This window comes from Nocardia sp. bgisy118, from assembly GCF_057708605.1.
Map to the genome: position 1 here is coordinate 139,451 of NZ_JBYISM010000011.1, position 14,414 is coordinate 153,864.

The following is a 14,414-nucleotide window of genomic DNA, read 5'->3' on the forward strand; positions in this document are numbered from 1 at the left end:
GCGTGCGCGAGGTTCTCGGTACCTCGGTACGGGCGTCGTAGGCAAAGTCCATCAGCGATGCTCCTTCAGTGCGGTGAGGCCGGTTTCGAGCAGGGGATGGATCGCGGAGCCGAGGCCGGCGAAGCCCTCGCCCACGGTCTGGTTGTGCAGATAGCGGTAGTGCACTCCCTCGAGGATCGCCGCGAGTTTGAATGCCGCGAGTCCGAGGTAGAACCCGAAGTCGGACATATCGCGGTCACTACCCGCGGAGTACCGGGCGATGATCTCGGCCTCGGTCAAGAAGCCGGGCGCAACGGAGGCATCCGCCACCGTCGCGCTGCTGTCGAGTTCGGCGGCCAGACGCCCGTAGACGAGCATCAACGCCAAGTCGGTCAGCGGGTCGCCGAGCGTGGCCATCTCCCAGTCGATGACTGCCGCGGGGCGGTCGTCGTCATCGGTCAGCACATTGTCCAGCCGGAAGTCGCCGTGCACGATGCCTGCGGCGGACTCCGGCGGGACAAGGGCGGCAAGACGCGAGTGGAGTTCGACAGCCGCGGGCAGGTCGCGCGTGTGAGACGCATCCAGTTGCTTCTTCCACCGGCCCACCTGACGCGCCAGGAAACCTTCCGGCCGACCGAAATCCGCCAGCCCGACCGCCGCCGGATCGACCGCGTGCAGTGCGGCAAGGGTGTCGACGAGACCGGTCGAGATCGCCCGGGTCCGTTCAGGTCCCAGCTCCGTCAGCTCGGTGGCGTAGCGGTACGGCCGGCCCTCGACTCGCTCCATCACGTAGAACGGTGCGCCGAGGACGTCCTCGTCACGGCACATCGCGTACATGGCGGGCACCGGGACGGCAGTCTGCTCGAGGGCCGCCATCACCCGGTACTCCCGCGCCATGTCATGGGCCGTTGCCAGCACATGCCCCAGCGGCGGACGACGGACGATCCACGTCGTGGCGCCGTCGGTCACCTCATAGGTCAGATTGCTCTTCCCTCCGGCGATCACTCGGCCGGTGAGCTCCGAGCCGACGCCGGGAACGGCCGCACGCAGCCATGGCGTGAAGCGCCCGAAGTCGAGCCCGGGGAGTTCCGTCGCGGTTCCCATCACGCCACCACGAACCAGACGCACACCAGCTTGTCGCCGCCCTCGCGCTCGAGTTCGGCGACGCCCTGGAAGACCCTCACGCCTTCGGCCCTCCCGCTATGTAGAGCACCTGTCCGGAGACGAATCCGGCGCCCTCGCTGACGAAGAACGACACGGCGTGCGCGATGTCGTCCGGCACGCCGGTCCGTGCCACCGGGATCTGAGCCGCCGCACCGGCTTTGAAGTCCTCGAACGGGATCCCGACACGTGCCGCGGTCGCGGCCGTCATCTCGGTCTCGATGAAGCCGGGCGCGATCGCGTTGGCGGTGACGCCGAACTTGCCGAGCTCCAAGGCCAGGGTCTTGGTGAAACCCTGCAGGCCGGCCTTCGCCGCCGCGTAGTTGGCCTGGCCGCGGTTGCCCAGTGCCGAGGTACTGGACAGGTTGACGATGCGGCCGAATCCGGCTTGGGTCATGTGCTTCTGGACTGCCCGGCTCATCAGGAACGAGCCGCGCAGATGCACGTTCATCACCGTGTCCCAGTCGTCGGCGGTCATCCGGAAGATCAGGTTGTCGCGGAGGACACCGGCGTTGTTGACCAGCACAGTGGGAGCGCCGAGTTCGGCGGCGACCCGGTCGACCGTGGTCTGCACGGCAGCCTCGTCCGACACATCGGCGCCGATCGCGATCGCCCGGCCTCCGGCGGCCTCGATCTCCTCGACCACTGGCTTGCCTGCGGCCTCGTCGAGGTCGACCACGGCGACGGCCAAGCCGTCCGCGGCCAGGCGGCGGGCGACCGCGGCGCCGATGCCCCGGGCCGCTCCGGTGACGATCGCGGTGGTGGTGGCGGTCACGGGGTTGCCGGTCACGACAGACGCTCCAGAACCATGGCCATCCCCTGACCGCCGCCGACACACATGGTCTCCAGCCCGAACTGCTTGTCGTGGAACCGCAGCGAGTTGATCAACGTGCTGGTGATCCGAGCGCCGGTCATCCCGAACGGATGACCCACCGCGATCGCGCCGCCGTTGATGTTGAGCTTGTCCTCGGGGATGCCGAGTTCACGGGCCGAGCCGATCACCTGCACCGCAAAGGCCTCGTTGATTTCCACCAGGTCGATGTCGTCGATGGTGAGGCCAGCTCGGCGGAGCGCTTGCTTGGACGCTTCGATCGGACCGAGGCCCATGATTTCGGGCGAGAGCCCGGAGACACCGGTGCTGACGATCCGGGCCAGCGGCGTGATTCCCAGCTGCGCGGCCTTGGTGTCGGACATGATCACCAGCGCGGCCGCGCCGTCGTTGAGTGCACAGCAGTTGCCCGCGGTGACGGTGCCGTCGGGGCGGAACACCGGCTTCAGCGCCGACACCGCCTCCAGCGTGACTCCCGCACGGGGACCGTCGTCCGCGCTGACAACCGTGCCGTCGGGCAACGTCACCGGCGTGATGTCGCGAGCCCAGAAGCCATCGGCGATCGCCTTCTCCGCCAGATTCTGCGACCGCACACCGAAGGCGTCCTGCTCCGCACGAGTGATGCCGGTGAGCTGCGCGACGTTCTCCGCGGTCTGCCCCATCGCGATGTACACGTCGGGCAGCAGTCCTTCGGCGCGCGGGTCGGCCCAGGTCGAACCACCGGCAGCGCGCTTCGCCGTGCGGGCCACGGCCTCGGCGAAGAGCGGATTCTCGGTATCCGGCAGACCATCGGCATTGCCCTTGGCGAAGCGGCTCACGGTCTCGACACCGGCCGAGATGAAGACGTCGCCCTCACCGGCCTTGATGGCGTGCAGCGCCATTCGGGTGCTCTGCAGGCTCGAGGAACAGTACCGGTTGACAGTCGTGCCGGGGACCCCGTCGAGACCGGCCAGCACCGCGACGACCCGGGCCATGTTGAAGCCCGACTCCCCGGCCGGCTGGCCGCAGCCGAGCACGAGGTCCTCGACTTCGGCGGGGTCGAGCGCGGGTACCTGAGCCAGCGCCGCGCGAACCATCTGGACAGTCAGGTCATCGGGACGCATCTCCTTGAGCGACCCCTTGCCTGCCCGGCCGATGGGAGAGCGAGCGGCGGCGACGATCACGGCTTCCGGCATCTAGACTCCTTAGATAAATAAGCGCTTGCTTAGCAGCAAGAGTGCAGGAGCCGGAGGCGACCGTCAATAGGAGGTTGCCGATGGACTGCGTTAGCCACCTCACACCACCTCCTCGGTGACATGCGGAATCGAGACGCGATAATGAGCCCGAAATGACCGATACGACCGAACCCCGCGGCGATGCGACTCGCGCTCGGCTACTGGATGCGGCCATCGCCGCGTTCGCCGAGAAGGGCTTCAACGGCACCACCACGCGCGACATCGCCGCAGCAGCGGGAATGAGCCCGGCCGCGGTGTATGTGCATCACAAGTCCAAGGAAGAGCTCCTGTACTTGATCTCGCGGTCAGGTCACGAGGAGACGCTGGACCTGGTGACGAAGGCGGTCGACTCGTCCAGCGACCCAACCACCGCGCTGCACAATGTGATTCACGACTTCGCCGTCCACCATGCCCGCGGACGCACCGGCGCCCGGATCGTGAACTACGAATTGGCGGCACTCACGCCCGAGCACCATGCCGAGATCCGCGGCATTCGCCAGCAGATCGACAAGGAGATTCGCGAGCTCGTCGAGCGCGGTGTCGCGGCAGGCGTCTTCGACACACCCGACCCGCGCATGGCCAGTGTCGCGCTGCTGTCGCTGGGGATCGACATCGCCCGCTGGTACCGCGACGGGGGCGACTGGAGCCCCGACGACATCGCCGACGGCTACGCCGACATGGCCCTGCGCATCGTCGGCGCGACAGACGCTGCGTCAGATCTTCGATGACCGCGACGATGCCGCGCTGGCTCGGCGGGGTCGTGTTCACCCCCGGCCTGATGGCCTTCACCGGCGACATCGGCGACACCGCAGCCCATTCCCATGCCGCCGTGCAAGTTTTGCTCGTCACCGCGGGCGAGGCGACCTTGGTCGACGCCGCCGGGCGCACCGCGGCCGCCGAGCTGGCGATCATCCCGCCAGGGGTGCGTCACGAAGTGCGCGCCGCCCCGGCCACCAAGGGTTTCATCGCCTACCTCGACTCCGGTAGCGGCGTCGGCCGCGCCGCCCTCGCTCGGCTCCGCGGCCTGCCTGCCGATCGCGTCACCAGCTGGATCACCGCGGCGAACCCGCGCACCACAGTGGTTGCGCCGCAGCAGAACTCGGCGATACGGCCGTCGCCCAGGTCCCCGCACCCGGTGGTGGCCGCGGCGCTGCGGGTGGCCGCGGCGTCCGCAGGCGGGCCACCGTCGTTGGGCGATCTCGCTGCCGCCGTGGCGATGTCGCCGAGTCGACTGTCGCATCTGTTCACCGAGCATGTGGGGCTGCCGTACGCGGCGTGGCGACGTTGGACTCGACTGCATCTCGCGGTCGGCACCGTGCGCGCGGGCGGGTCGCTGACCGAGGCCGCGCACGCCGCGGGTTTCACCGACAGCGCTCACTTGACCAAGACGTGCCGCGACCTGTTCGGCATCACCCCCACCGAAGCTCTGGTCGCGACCGGCTGGCGAGCTCCACCCGCCGCGCAGCTCAGCTGATTTCTACAAGCCTCCACCGGGATGCGGCGGCGAGGCTGAATCCATGTCCACAATCGCTCGACCCCTCATCCGCTACGGCTACGCACCGCTCCTGCTACTGGGCATCAACGGCGCCGGAATCGCCTTGGCCGCAAGCGGAGCCAACAAAGCCTGGCTGCTTGCTCTGCTGGTCACCGCTATCGCGTTGTCGTTCGCCGCCGAACGCCTGCTGCCGTATCGGAGCGTCTGGAACAGCTCCCACGGTGACGTCGGACGCGATACCGCGCATACCTTCGTCAACGAAACGCTCATCCTCGCCAGTGTCGCCGCCATCCCGGCCCTGGCCGCGCTCGTCCCCGGTGACGGGATCTGGCCTACCAGTTGGCCGTTCGCCGTTCAGGTGCTGATCGCGATACTGGTCGCCGACTTCGGGATCACTCTCACGCACTACGCCAGTCACAAGGTCGGGGTGTTGTGGCGGTTTCACGCGGTGCACCACAGCGTCACTCGTTTCTACGGTCTCAATGGCCTGATGAAACACCCTCTGCACCAAACCCTCGAGATGACCGCGGGCGTCACCCCGCTGTTGCTGGCCGGGATCCCGGTGCCGGTCGCGTCGGCGTTGTCCCTGGCGGTCGCGGTGCAGCTGCTGCTCCAGCACTCCAACGCCGACTACCGCGTCGGCCCGTTGAAATACGTCTTGGCGCTCAACGAAGGCCACCGCTTCCACCACTTGAAATGGGCGGGCATCGGCGACGTCAATTTCGGGTTGTTCACGCTCATCTGGGATCACCTGCTGCGCACCCACACCTACGACCCCTCCCGCCAATTCAGCAGCGCCGACCTCGGGATGGCCGCCAAACCCGACTATCCCGTCGGCTACCTGGCTCAGCTCGCCGAACCCTTCACTCGTCACGGCGCCTGCACGTCACCTCCGGCGACCCCACCGACGCCTCGGCGATCGACCGTGGCGAGGACACCGTCCAGCTGATCAGCTGAAAGCGACCTCGGATGCCGAGCCCCGTTCTCGGGCTCGGCTTTTCGCAGTCCTGGAAATCCTCATCCTGGCCGCACCCAGTCCGGGATCCATACGTCCTCGGTGGATGTCGTCCGGTACCCGGCCTGAAGGTACTCGAGGAAGTGCGCGAGGACGGGGTGCGGATTGTCCGCTCGCCAGATCACGGAGAGCGGATAGACCGGGGTCGGGTCGACGACGGGGATTCGGCGCAGGCCATAGCTTTCCGGCCAGAGGTATCGGGAGCCTTCGCCGACGAAGGTGGCGAGCTGGGCCGACTCGGCGATTTCGGCTAGGAGCGGTTCGACGCCGAAGCTCGGCCCGATCGTGTCGATGGTGAGCCCGAACGCCGTCGCCAGATCGTGGTAGTAGCCGACCGGCTCGGGGTCGGACATGCCGGGCATCCAGATGCGGTGATCGGTGAGCTCGGCCAAGGTCACGGTCTCGGCGTTCGCCAACGGATGTCGCGGGCCGACCAGCAGCTCGTGCCGGTCGTCGATCACTCGCGAGGACCGCAGTCCGTGCGGAAGGTCAAGGCCTCGTAGGGATCTGAAGGTGGCGTCGAGAGTGCCCGCATCGATCTCGGCCAGCGCCGATGCCGCATCGGCGTGGGTCAGGGTGACGACATCGAGCTCGATGTCGGGATGCTGCTGGTAGAAGGCGTAAAGAACGTTGGAGGGCGCGATCCTGCGGCCGACGACGTCGATCCGAAGAGCCCTTCGCCCCGGCGTCACGGCCGCTGTGACGCGTTCGGCAGCGCGGAGAAGCGCACGCGCATGAGACAGCACCGCTTGCCCGTCGACAGTGAGCCGCGCACCCCGGGCGGTCCGCGCGAAGAGCTGTACGCCGAGCTCCCGCTCCAGGCTCGCCACTCGCCTCGAGGCTCCCTGCTGGGTGATCCCCAGATCGTCGGCAGCGGCTTGGAACTGGCCGGTCTCGGCAACAGCGACGAAAGTACGAACCGCATCGAGATCCACGACGGGAGAACCTACTCCCACAACGACGAGTTGTGGCTCGCCGCTCGCTCTGTTGTTGGTGGCAGCGCCCATCGACCGGCTTCGATCTCCCTGGCAACAAAGCGTTGTCGCACGAGGTGTGAAGCGGAGCGAAGCGAGTGCCGTATATCGGGCGGAAGGCGAAACTGGGCGAGGCCTTCGGGTGGTTGTGGGCCGCCTACGCGGTCAGCGCCTACGGGACCGGGCTCGGGTTCGGAGCCTTCTCCGTCGTTGCCATCACGGTCCTGCACGCAGGCTCGGCGGAAGTGGCGGCCTTGTCGTCGGCCGGGCTCGCGATCGGGGCGCTGCTTGCGGTCCCGCTCGGGCCGTGGATGGAGTTTCGCGCCAAGCGGCCGATCATGATCGCCACGGATGTCATTCGATTCGCGGCGCTGGCATCCATACCACTCGCCTACTGGCTGGGCGTGTTGTCCTTCGCGCAGCTCTTGGTGGTCGCCATCGTCGCCGCGGCGGCGAAAATCGCGTTCGCGGCCGCCAGCGGCGCGTACCTCAGGACCATCGTTGCCGCCGACGGAATTCTGGTGGCCACCAGTCGTTTCGAGTCCACCACCTGGTCGGCCACGATCATCGGACCGCCCGTGGGCGGCGCGGCCATCGGGGTGCTGGGGCCGGTCACCACGCTCGTCATCGATGCGACGAGCTACCTCCTCTCGGCGCTCGGCATCACCGCGATCAGACAACCCGAGCAGCCCCCGAATCCGCGCAAGACCGCGACGCGCCGATGGAGCGACATCGTGGAGGGCTGGCGATACATCCTCGCCCACCGCACGTTGCGGGGATTCTTCTTCAACACGGTATCGGTCAACGGGCTGATCATGGCTACCGAGCCGCTGTTGTCGGTGCTGATGCTCTCCCACCTTCGGTTCCCGGTCTGGCAGTACGGTCTGGCATTCGCTGTTCCGTGTGTCGGTGGCCTGATCGGGTCACGACTCGCCCGCCATATCGCTTCCCGCTGTGGCGAACGGACGGTGTTGCGGGTCTTCGGCACGCTACGTGCCTGCTGGCCACTCGGGCTGGCGTTCATCCAGCCAGGCCTGACCGGGCTTGTGCTCGTGATGGTCACCGAGTTCGGGCTGATCCTCTGCGCGAGCATCTTCAACCCTGTCTTGGCCGCTCATCGGTTGAACAACACCGATACCGATCGCCACGCCCGGGTGCTGGCCGCATGGTCGATCACCACGAGCCTCGGCATCGCCGTGGTCACCGTGCTGTGGGGTCTGCTGGCGCAACTCACCGGGCCACGTCCAGCGATCGCTCTGGCGGGGGTTCTGCTCCTCGGCACGCCGTTCCTGCTGCCGCGGCAGTTCACCTTCACCCCGCCGGAACCGGCCGACCCCACTCCGCCGAGTGAACAGCCGGTCAGCGAGGGGGCGCGAGCATGACTCACGACGACCGGCCGGTGCCGGTGGCCATCACCTCCTCCGGGACGACCGCGTCGCGCCGGAGCGAGATACATAGAATGATCGGGTGACGACTTCTCGTCGCGATGGCGCAGTCGAGCTCGGTCACCCTCTTGTTCGGGTCGCCGCCCGGATGAACGAGCGGGTGACCGAAATCGGCGCGACCATCCGGCGCGAACTCGAGAAAGAAATAGCCGAGCTGCGCGACGACACGCATTCTCTGGGGCTGCTCGGCGCCAGCGTGGAAGCCAATGTCGAAACACTGGTGCATGCGCTGCGCCACGATATTCCGGTCGCGCGCGTCCAGGCGCCCACCGCCGCGATCGAGTACGCCAAACGCCTTGCCCAGCACGATGTTCCGGTCAACGCCTTGATTCGCTCCTACTGGGTCGGGCAGCGCCGGATGAGCGAACTGGTCTTCGCGGAGGTGCGCGCCGCCGACATCGCGGCGCAGCAGCGCCTCGACGTCCTGGAGACCATCACCACGACGCTGCTCGATTACATCGACGCGATCACCCTGCAGGTCGTCGCCGCCTACCAGGGTGAGCGGGAACAGTGGCTGGAGAGCCAGAACAGCCTCCGTGCTCTGGAGGTCCGCGAAGTGCTGACCGGGATGAGCGCCATCGATATCGACGCGGCGACCGTGTCGATCCGCTATCCGCTGCGCTGGCATCACCTCGCGCTGGTGTTGTGGTACCCGGAGCTGAGCACCGACGGTGACGAGCTCCCACGGATGCGGCGGTTTGTGCAGGAGCTGGCCGAAGCGGCGAACACCGAGGCGCGTCCGCTGTTCGCCGCCGCCGATCGGGTCAGCGCCTGGGCCTGGCTGCCCTACCGATCGCTTCCCGCCGACCTGGTCGGCACCGTCCGCAGGTTCGCACGCGACCGGGCGGACGTTCCCTGCTTCGCGATCGGCACGCCCGGCGCCGGGGTCGCGGGCTTCCGCCGGTCACATCGACACGCTCAGGCCGCGCGCGCGGTCGCGCTCGCACGCGGCACGGACCATCCGGCGGTGTTCTCCGCGACCGATCCGGGACTGTCGGCCGCGGCCCTGCTGTGCGGCGACATCGCGGAAGCGCGGGAATGGGTGAGCGACGTACTCGGCGATCTGGCCGCCGACAACGACAACGACGAGCGGTTACGGGAGACCTTGCGGGTGTTCCTGCGCACCGGATCGAGCTACAAGGCGGCTGCCGCGGAGTTGAACCTGCACTCCAATTCCGTGAAATACCGGGTAGCGCGAGCGGTGGCGCGACGGGGTCGACCGATGGACGAGGACCGGCTCGAGGTCGAGATGGCGTTGCTGGCGTGCCAGTGGTACGGGGCGGCGGCATTGCGCCGGGACCCGGCATAGCGCTGTCGCCGGTGACAAACATCCGCGTGGACTTCGTTGCCTCGAGACTATGGCGCGAGCTGCGCGCAGGTCTACCGTTCCGGCATCGACTCTGATCGTAGGCGTCGGCGAAGGAGCCCACGCCCTGCGCCGATCCGATGGCCATCGACAACGCAGCCACGACTCGAAGGCCCGCCATCCGTGACCGCCGCCACGCAACCCGGGCGCCGGGCATCCGCCGCGTACGGAGGAAAGAAATGACGACGACAATCGAGATCGCCGACGAGCTCGCGACTCCCCTGGATCTGCTGCCTGCGACTTCCGAGATCGGCGTCGGCTGGCGCACGCTGCCCGATACGTCGTGGACCCGCACGGCGCTGAGCCTGGCCGAGCAGCCGCGGACTGTCGCCGAACAGGGCGCGCTCGGCCACGAGTCGATGACCATCGCCCCCGGCCGCTCCGCTCGCGCGCCCGCCGCAAGCGACTGGCGCTTCGACGATCCGGTCGGTCGGGACAATCCGCTGTTCGATGTCGAAGGATCCGGAAAGAGTTGATCGTGTCGAATCCGACGAAATCATTTCCCCCGCAATCGAATACGCCTGCCGCCACCGATCTCCGCCAGGAAAAGAAGGGCGACGGAAACTTCCCCGCGCCGAATTCGCGCGGCTGCAAGGACGATATCGCCCCGCTCGGAGCACCCGCGCTCGTTCTGGGCGTCCTGCTGATCGGCGCGGGGATCGCCGCGCTGCTGAGGGTGCGGAGCTGGTCACGCGACTACGGCTCGTTGGTCTACGTCGCCCACTTCCTCTACCTGAGTCTCGCCGGTTCGTTGAGCGTGTGGGGTTTCCGCTTGCGCCGCAGCTCGACCATGCCGAATCCACCGGCAATTCGCCACCGCGCCGTCCGCCAGAGCTGCACGGCGAGTGCCGGGGGGCGATCACCATCGAAATGCGCAGCCGACACCACCGTCACCGTCGTTTGGTGACCACACCTGCGACAGATCTGCGTCAGGTCTCGGCGGTGATCGAGATCGTGACGTTGCCGCGTTTGTGCCCGGTCTCGACGTATCGGTGAGCTTCGACGACCTGATCCCACCGATAGTTGCGGTCGATGACGATGCGCAGCTGTTCGTCTTCGATGAGCTCTTTGACGAAGGCCAGAGCAGCGCGCTTCTCGATCGACATGCCAGGCCGTACCTTCCGGCCGCCACGCAACGCGGTCCATCCGGCGAGCACCCAGTTCCGCAGTCGGGTTGTCGGGACGTAGCAGCCGGTGCGCGTCAAGGCGTCTCGGCATCGTCCGAACGAGCTCGCGGTCACCGTGTCGAAGATGACGTCGTAGGTGTTGCGCCGTGTCGTGAAATCATCTGTGGCATAGTCGATCACGTGGTCGGCGCCCAACGACGCGACCAGCTCCGCGTTCTTGGCGCTGCAGACCGCGGTGACTTCGGCGCCGAAGCGCTTCGCCAGCTGCACCGCATAGGTCCCGATGCTTCCCGATGCACCGTTGATCAGAACGTGCTGCCCCATTCGGACGCGCGCGATATCGCGAAGGAAGTACAACGCCGTCGTCGCACCGTCGACCGCGGCGGCGGCCTGCTCGTAGGTCGTGTTGGCCGGTTTGAGTTCCAAGGATGCCGTTTCCGGCATGCATTTGTACTCCGCGCATGCCCCGGCGCCGAAGCCGGTGAATCCGAATACCTGGTCGCCCGGCACGAATCGTTCGACGTCCGCGCCGACGGCCACGATCTCTCCGGACAGTTCCAACCCCGGTATCCGGAGCTTCCTGCGTGGGCGGCTCAGTCCCAGGACGACCCGGCCCCACAGTGGTCGTCCCCGCCGCATCAGAATCTCGGCCGCGGTCACCGTCGTAGCATGCACCTCGATCAGGACATCACCCAGTCCCGGTACTGGTCGATCGACCTCGCGAAGGGACAGCACGTCCGGGGGTCCGAACTTCTCGTGAACTGTCGCTCGCATTCGCTTCGCCTCATGGCTCGTCAGGGGATGCGCGCTCGAGCAGTACCCGAGCGCTCCGAAATGGTCGAATTCTTACACATGAATCATCTGCACAAATGCCATCGCGTCACGCCGAATATGAGAAGTTCGCTTGCACCGCCGAATGGAGTACATCGGACCGCGGGGTCGACGACGAAGCCGTTTCGCCGTGATCGAATTCGAACAGCGAAGACGCATTTCGCCCGACCGCGGCAGAGCGGCCCTGTCGAGGCGCCGACCGCCGGGTTCCACCGGTCCTGACGCGCTTGCCGTTGCACGATGGGGGCCTATTTGCGCTGGTAAACACGTCTTTGATCGGTCAGCGAGTACGGGCGCACGAGACCGGCGGCCGCGAGATCACGGGTCGATCGGCTCTTGCGGCGGCCCTGCGGGTCCGTCGTATACTCCCTTCATGGCGGATGACCAGTCCTCCATCGAATTCCCCGACGCACCCGTTCTGGTGGTGCAGACGAGGGAACGCGTCTATCGGCTGCGCGCCGGAGGCGCATACAATGTCGGTCGCGATCCGACGGCCGACATTGTTGTGACCGATCCGCGCGTATCTTCGTTGCACGCCGTTCTGGAGCGGGGCTCGGACGGTTGGGAAATAGAGGACGCGGGCAGCCTCAACGGCACCTTTTTCGACGGTCACCGCGTCGAGCGAATGGTGATCGACCGAGACGAGACGTTCCAGCTGGGCCACGCCAAGGATGGGGAGCAGCTGACCTGCTCGGTGGAAGCGCCACCCGCTCACGAATCCGATGGCGATGGTGGTGGCGACACGATGGTCGTCCCCGATCCCGGCTACCGGCTCCACGACGAACCAACCGTCACGAAGTTCGAACCGGGCCTGCCCCGGCGAGTCTCGCGATCGGCACCTCCGGCGGCCCACCCCAGCGCGGTAGTCCAGATCACGTCGGGCTCGCTTCGGATCGGCCGCGCTGCCGACAACGACATCGTCGTGCCCGACCTCATGGTCTCCCGTCACCACGCCGAGCTGCAGGTGATCGGCGAAGGCAAGTACCGGATCGTCGACCTCGACAGCCACAACGGCACCTACGTCAACGGCGCCAGGGTCGAGATCGCCGAGCTTGTCGAAGCCGATTCGATCGGCATGGGACACACCACGTTCCGGCTGGTCGGCGACGAACTGCGCGAGTTCGTCGACACCGGTGACGTGTCGGTCTCGGTGCAGAACCTCATCGTGCGGACGCCGGAGGGCAAGGTGATCATGGACGGGGTGGGCTTCCCCATCCCGCATCGCTCGCTCGTCGGCGTCATCGGGCCTTCTGGGGCGGGTAAGTCGACGCTGCTCGGCGCGATCACCGGGTTGCGGCCTGCGACCGAGGGGACGGTCCGCTACGACGGACGCGACCTGTACACCAATTACGACGAGCTCCGGCATCGAATCGGGCTGGTCCCGCAGGAGGACATCCTGCACAACCAGCTGCAGACCCGGCGCGCGCTGCTCTACGCGGCCGAACTGCGCTTCCCCGGCGACACGCGTAAGGAGGAGCGCGAGCAGCGGGTCGACGAGGTCCTCGAGGAACTCGGCTTGGCGCAACATGCCGAGACCCGCATCGACAGGCTCTCGGGCGGACAGCGCAAACGCGTGAACGTCGCGCTGGAGTTGCTGACCAAGCCGTCGCTGTTGTTCCTCGACGAACCGACCTCCGGCCTCGACCCGGGCCTGGACAAAACGGTCATGGAAATGCTGTCCGAACTCGCGCACGACGGGCGGACCGTCATCGTGGTGACGCACAGCGTGGCCAATCTCGATTCCTGCGACCGCCTGCTGGTCCTGGTGCCCGGCGGCAAGCTGGCCTACTACGGTCCACCCGCGCAGGGGTTGCGGCACTTCGGGCAGCGCACCTGGGCCGAGGTGTTCCAGGCATTCGACCGCGAGGCCGACCGCGACTGGGCCGGCGAGTTCCGGGAGTCGTCGTATTTCCAGCAGTACGTGGCGGTCGGACTGACCGACGAGATCGGCCCGGCGCAGGTGCGCCCACCGGTGCCGCCGCCCGCGCCGCAGTCCAAGCTCAGTCAGCTCAGTACGTTGTGCCGTCGATACCTGGCGGTCATCGCCTCGGACCGAAGTTATCTGGCGCTGCTCGGCGTGATGCCCGTGCTGCTGGGTGGCTTGATCGCCGCGGTGCCGCCGGGCCAGGGGTTCGCCGGGGAGCCGGGAACCAACATCGACGCACCGACCAAGCTCATGATCTTGGCGTTCGCCGCATGCTTCGTCGGCACCGGCAACTCGATTCGCGAGATCGTCAAGGAGCAGACGATCTACCGAAGAGAACGCGCGGCAGGCCTGTCGGCGGGCGTCTATCTGATGTCGAAAATGCTGGTGCTGGGGGTGATCACCACCATTCAGGCGGTGGTGTTGGTCTTGATCGGCACCATTGGCGTGGATATGCCGCCCACAGGGCTGTTCACCTCGGTCGAGGTGGAGCTGATCCTGGCGATGGCGCTGCTCGGTATCACGTCGCTGGCGCTGGGCTTGCTGGTCTCGGTCTCGGTGAACACCTCGGAGAAGACGCTGCCGCTGCTGATCGTGCTGTCGATGGCGCAACTGGTGCTCACTGGCGGGCTGGTGCGGCTCCCCGGCACATTCTTCCTGGAACAACTGTCCTACATATCGCCGTCTCGGTGGGGGTTCGCCGCGGGAGCAGCCACGCTCGACCTCGACACCCTCTCACCGCATGACGGCGCCGCCGACCCGCTGTGGAAACATTCCCTCGGAACGTGGTTCGCCGACATGGGAATCGTCGCTGTCCTGGGCATCGTCTTCCTGGCACTGGCCTGGTACCGCCTGTACCAGCTGCGCCCACGGCGCCGCGGCGCCCCCGCTGCGAGGCTGTGAATCGGGGGAATTCGTCACTCGGCTGTGTCCAACGCAGGAGAGTCGAGGTTCCGATACAGCCGGGTGGGGTCGATGTTCGCCGTCCTCGACAGCCGTTCGCAATTATGGACGAACTCGTCGACGTCATCGACCGGCCGGTTGTCGTCAGCGC

The 14,414-nt window shown here is 67.0% G+C and carries 13 protein-coding genes; 8 read left to right on the plus strand and 5 right to left on the minus strand.

Annotated features, from left to right (window positions below; translation table 11 throughout):
* Nucleotides 1-51 precede the first annotated feature (51 nt).
* From AC3EO7_RS16235 to AC3EO7_RS16245, 3 genes are all read right to left on the minus strand, one after another.
* Nucleotides 52-1,083, minus strand: coding sequence for a phosphotransferase family protein (locus tag AC3EO7_RS16235; protein WP_431970354.1), 1,032 nt, complete (start codon nucleotides 1,081-1,083; stop codon nucleotides 52-54).
* A gap of 76 nt (nucleotides 1,084-1,159) precedes the next feature.
* Entirely contained in the window at nucleotides 1,160-1,930 is a 771-nt protein-coding gene (fabG, locus tag AC3EO7_RS16240) for a 3-oxoacyl-ACP reductase FabG (RefSeq protein WP_431970355.1), read from the minus strand.
* Nucleotides 1,927-3,144: an acetyl-CoA C-acetyltransferase gene (locus AC3EO7_RS16245; RefSeq protein WP_431970356.1), complete on the minus strand. Its 1,218-nt coding sequence runs from the start codon at nucleotides 3,142-3,144 to the stop codon at nucleotides 1,927-1,929. The genes fabG and AC3EO7_RS16245 overlap by 4 nt, the downstream gene beginning before the upstream one ends.
* Before the next feature lie 152 nt (nucleotides 3,145-3,296).
* On the opposite strand from AC3EO7_RS16245, the gene AC3EO7_RS16250 reads away from it, so the two are divergent.
* The 3 genes from AC3EO7_RS16250 to AC3EO7_RS16260 are packed head-to-tail and all read left to right on the plus strand — an operon-like array spanning nucleotide 3,297 to nucleotide 5,627.
* Complete coding sequence (locus AC3EO7_RS16250; RefSeq protein ID WP_431970357.1) at nucleotides 3,297-3,911, plus strand: TetR/AcrR family transcriptional regulator; 615 nt, start codon at nucleotides 3,297-3,299, stop codon at nucleotides 3,909-3,911.
* The gene (locus AC3EO7_RS16255) at nucleotides 3,908-4,657 is read left to right on the plus strand and encodes a helix-turn-helix domain-containing protein (RefSeq protein ID WP_435591624.1); all 750 of its coding nucleotides are present in this window, start codon (nucleotides 3,908-3,910) and stop codon (nucleotides 4,655-4,657) included. Before AC3EO7_RS16250 ends, AC3EO7_RS16255 begins: the two co-directional genes overlap by 4 nt.
* 43 nt (nucleotides 4,658-4,700) lie before the next feature.
* Entirely contained in the window at nucleotides 4,701-5,627 is a 927-nt protein-coding gene (locus AC3EO7_RS16260; protein WP_435591625.1) for a sterol desaturase family protein, read from the plus strand.
* A 68-nt stretch (nucleotides 5,628-5,695) separates the two neighbouring features.
* On the opposite strand, the gene AC3EO7_RS16265 is transcribed toward AC3EO7_RS16260, so the two are convergent.
* Nucleotides 5,696-6,628 (minus strand): LysR family transcriptional regulator, encoded by a 933-nt coding sequence (locus AC3EO7_RS16265; protein ID WP_431970360.1) that lies wholly within the window; start codon nucleotides 6,626-6,628, stop codon nucleotides 5,696-5,698.
* A 137-nt stretch (nucleotides 6,629-6,765) separates the two neighbouring features.
* Here AC3EO7_RS16265 and AC3EO7_RS16270 point away from each other — a divergent pair, with 137 nt between their 5' ends.
* The 4 genes from AC3EO7_RS16270 (at nucleotide 6,766) to AC3EO7_RS16285 (ending at nucleotide 10,385) form a co-directional block, all read left to right on the plus strand.
* Nucleotides 6,766-8,049 (plus strand): MFS transporter, encoded by a 1,284-nt coding sequence (locus AC3EO7_RS16270; RefSeq protein WP_435591626.1) that lies wholly within the window; start codon nucleotides 6,766-6,768, stop codon nucleotides 8,047-8,049.
* A gap of 85 nt (nucleotides 8,050-8,134) precedes the next feature.
* Nucleotides 8,135-9,421, plus strand: a complete 1,287-nt coding sequence (locus AC3EO7_RS16275; RefSeq protein ID WP_431970362.1) for a PucR family transcriptional regulator — start codon at nucleotides 8,135-8,137, stop codon at nucleotides 9,419-9,421.
* A 236-nt stretch (nucleotides 9,422-9,657) separates the two neighbouring features.
* Nucleotides 9,658-9,954, plus strand: a complete 297-nt coding sequence (locus tag AC3EO7_RS16280) for a hypothetical protein (RefSeq protein ID WP_431970363.1) — start codon at nucleotides 9,658-9,660, stop codon at nucleotides 9,952-9,954.
* A 2-nt stretch (nucleotides 9,955-9,956) separates the two neighbouring features.
* The gene (locus tag AC3EO7_RS16285; protein WP_435591627.1) at nucleotides 9,957-10,385 is read left to right on the plus strand and encodes a hypothetical protein; all 429 of its coding nucleotides are present in this window, start codon (nucleotides 9,957-9,959) and stop codon (nucleotides 10,383-10,385) included.
* Nucleotides 10,386-10,407: 22 nt separating this feature from the next.
* Here AC3EO7_RS16285 and AC3EO7_RS16290 read toward each other — a convergent pair whose 3' ends face one another.
* The gene (locus tag AC3EO7_RS16290) at nucleotides 10,408-11,379 is read right to left on the minus strand and encodes an NAD(P)-dependent alcohol dehydrogenase (protein WP_435591628.1); all 972 of its coding nucleotides are present in this window, start codon (nucleotides 11,377-11,379) and stop codon (nucleotides 10,408-10,410) included.
* Nucleotides 11,380-11,809: 430 nt separating this feature from the next.
* Here AC3EO7_RS16290 and AC3EO7_RS16295 point away from each other — a divergent pair, with 430 nt between their 5' ends.
* Nucleotides 11,810-14,263 carry an FHA domain-containing protein gene (locus AC3EO7_RS16295; protein WP_431970366.1) on the plus strand — a complete coding sequence of 818 codons (2,454 nt, stop codon included), beginning with the start codon at nucleotides 11,810-11,812 and terminating at the stop codon, nucleotides 14,261-14,263.
* Nucleotides 14,264-14,414 lie beyond the last annotated feature (151 nt).

Excerpts from the sequence above, each read along its gene's own strand:
- AC3EO7_RS16235 (WP_431970354.1), bottom strand. The coding sequence starts at position 1,083 with ATGGGAACCGCGACGGAACTCCCCGGGCTCGACTTCGGGCGCTTCACG.
- AC3EO7_RS16245 (WP_431970356.1), bottom strand. The coding sequence starts at position 3,144 with ATGCCGGAAGCCGTGATCGTCGCCGCCGCTCGCTCTCCCATCGGCCGG.
- AC3EO7_RS16250 (WP_431970357.1), top strand. The coding sequence starts at position 3,297 with ATGACCGATACGACCGAACCCCGCGGCGATGCGACTCGCGCTCGGCTA.
- AC3EO7_RS16255 (WP_435591624.1), top strand. The coding sequence starts at position 3,908 with ATGACCGCGACGATGCCGCGCTGGCTCGGCGGGGTCGTGTTCACCCCC.
- AC3EO7_RS16260 (WP_435591625.1), top strand. The coding sequence starts at position 4,701 with ATGTCCACAATCGCTCGACCCCTCATCCGCTACGGCTACGCACCGCTC.
- AC3EO7_RS16280 (WP_431970363.1), top strand. The coding sequence starts at position 9,658 with ATGACGACGACAATCGAGATCGCCGACGAGCTCGCGACTCCCCTGGAT.
- AC3EO7_RS16290 (WP_435591628.1), bottom strand. The coding sequence starts at position 11,379 with ATGCGAGCGACAGTTCACGAGAAGTTCGGACCCCCGGACGTGCTGTCC.
- AC3EO7_RS16295 (WP_431970366.1), top strand. The coding sequence starts at position 11,810 with ATGGCGGATGACCAGTCCTCCATCGAATTCCCCGACGCACCCGTTCTG.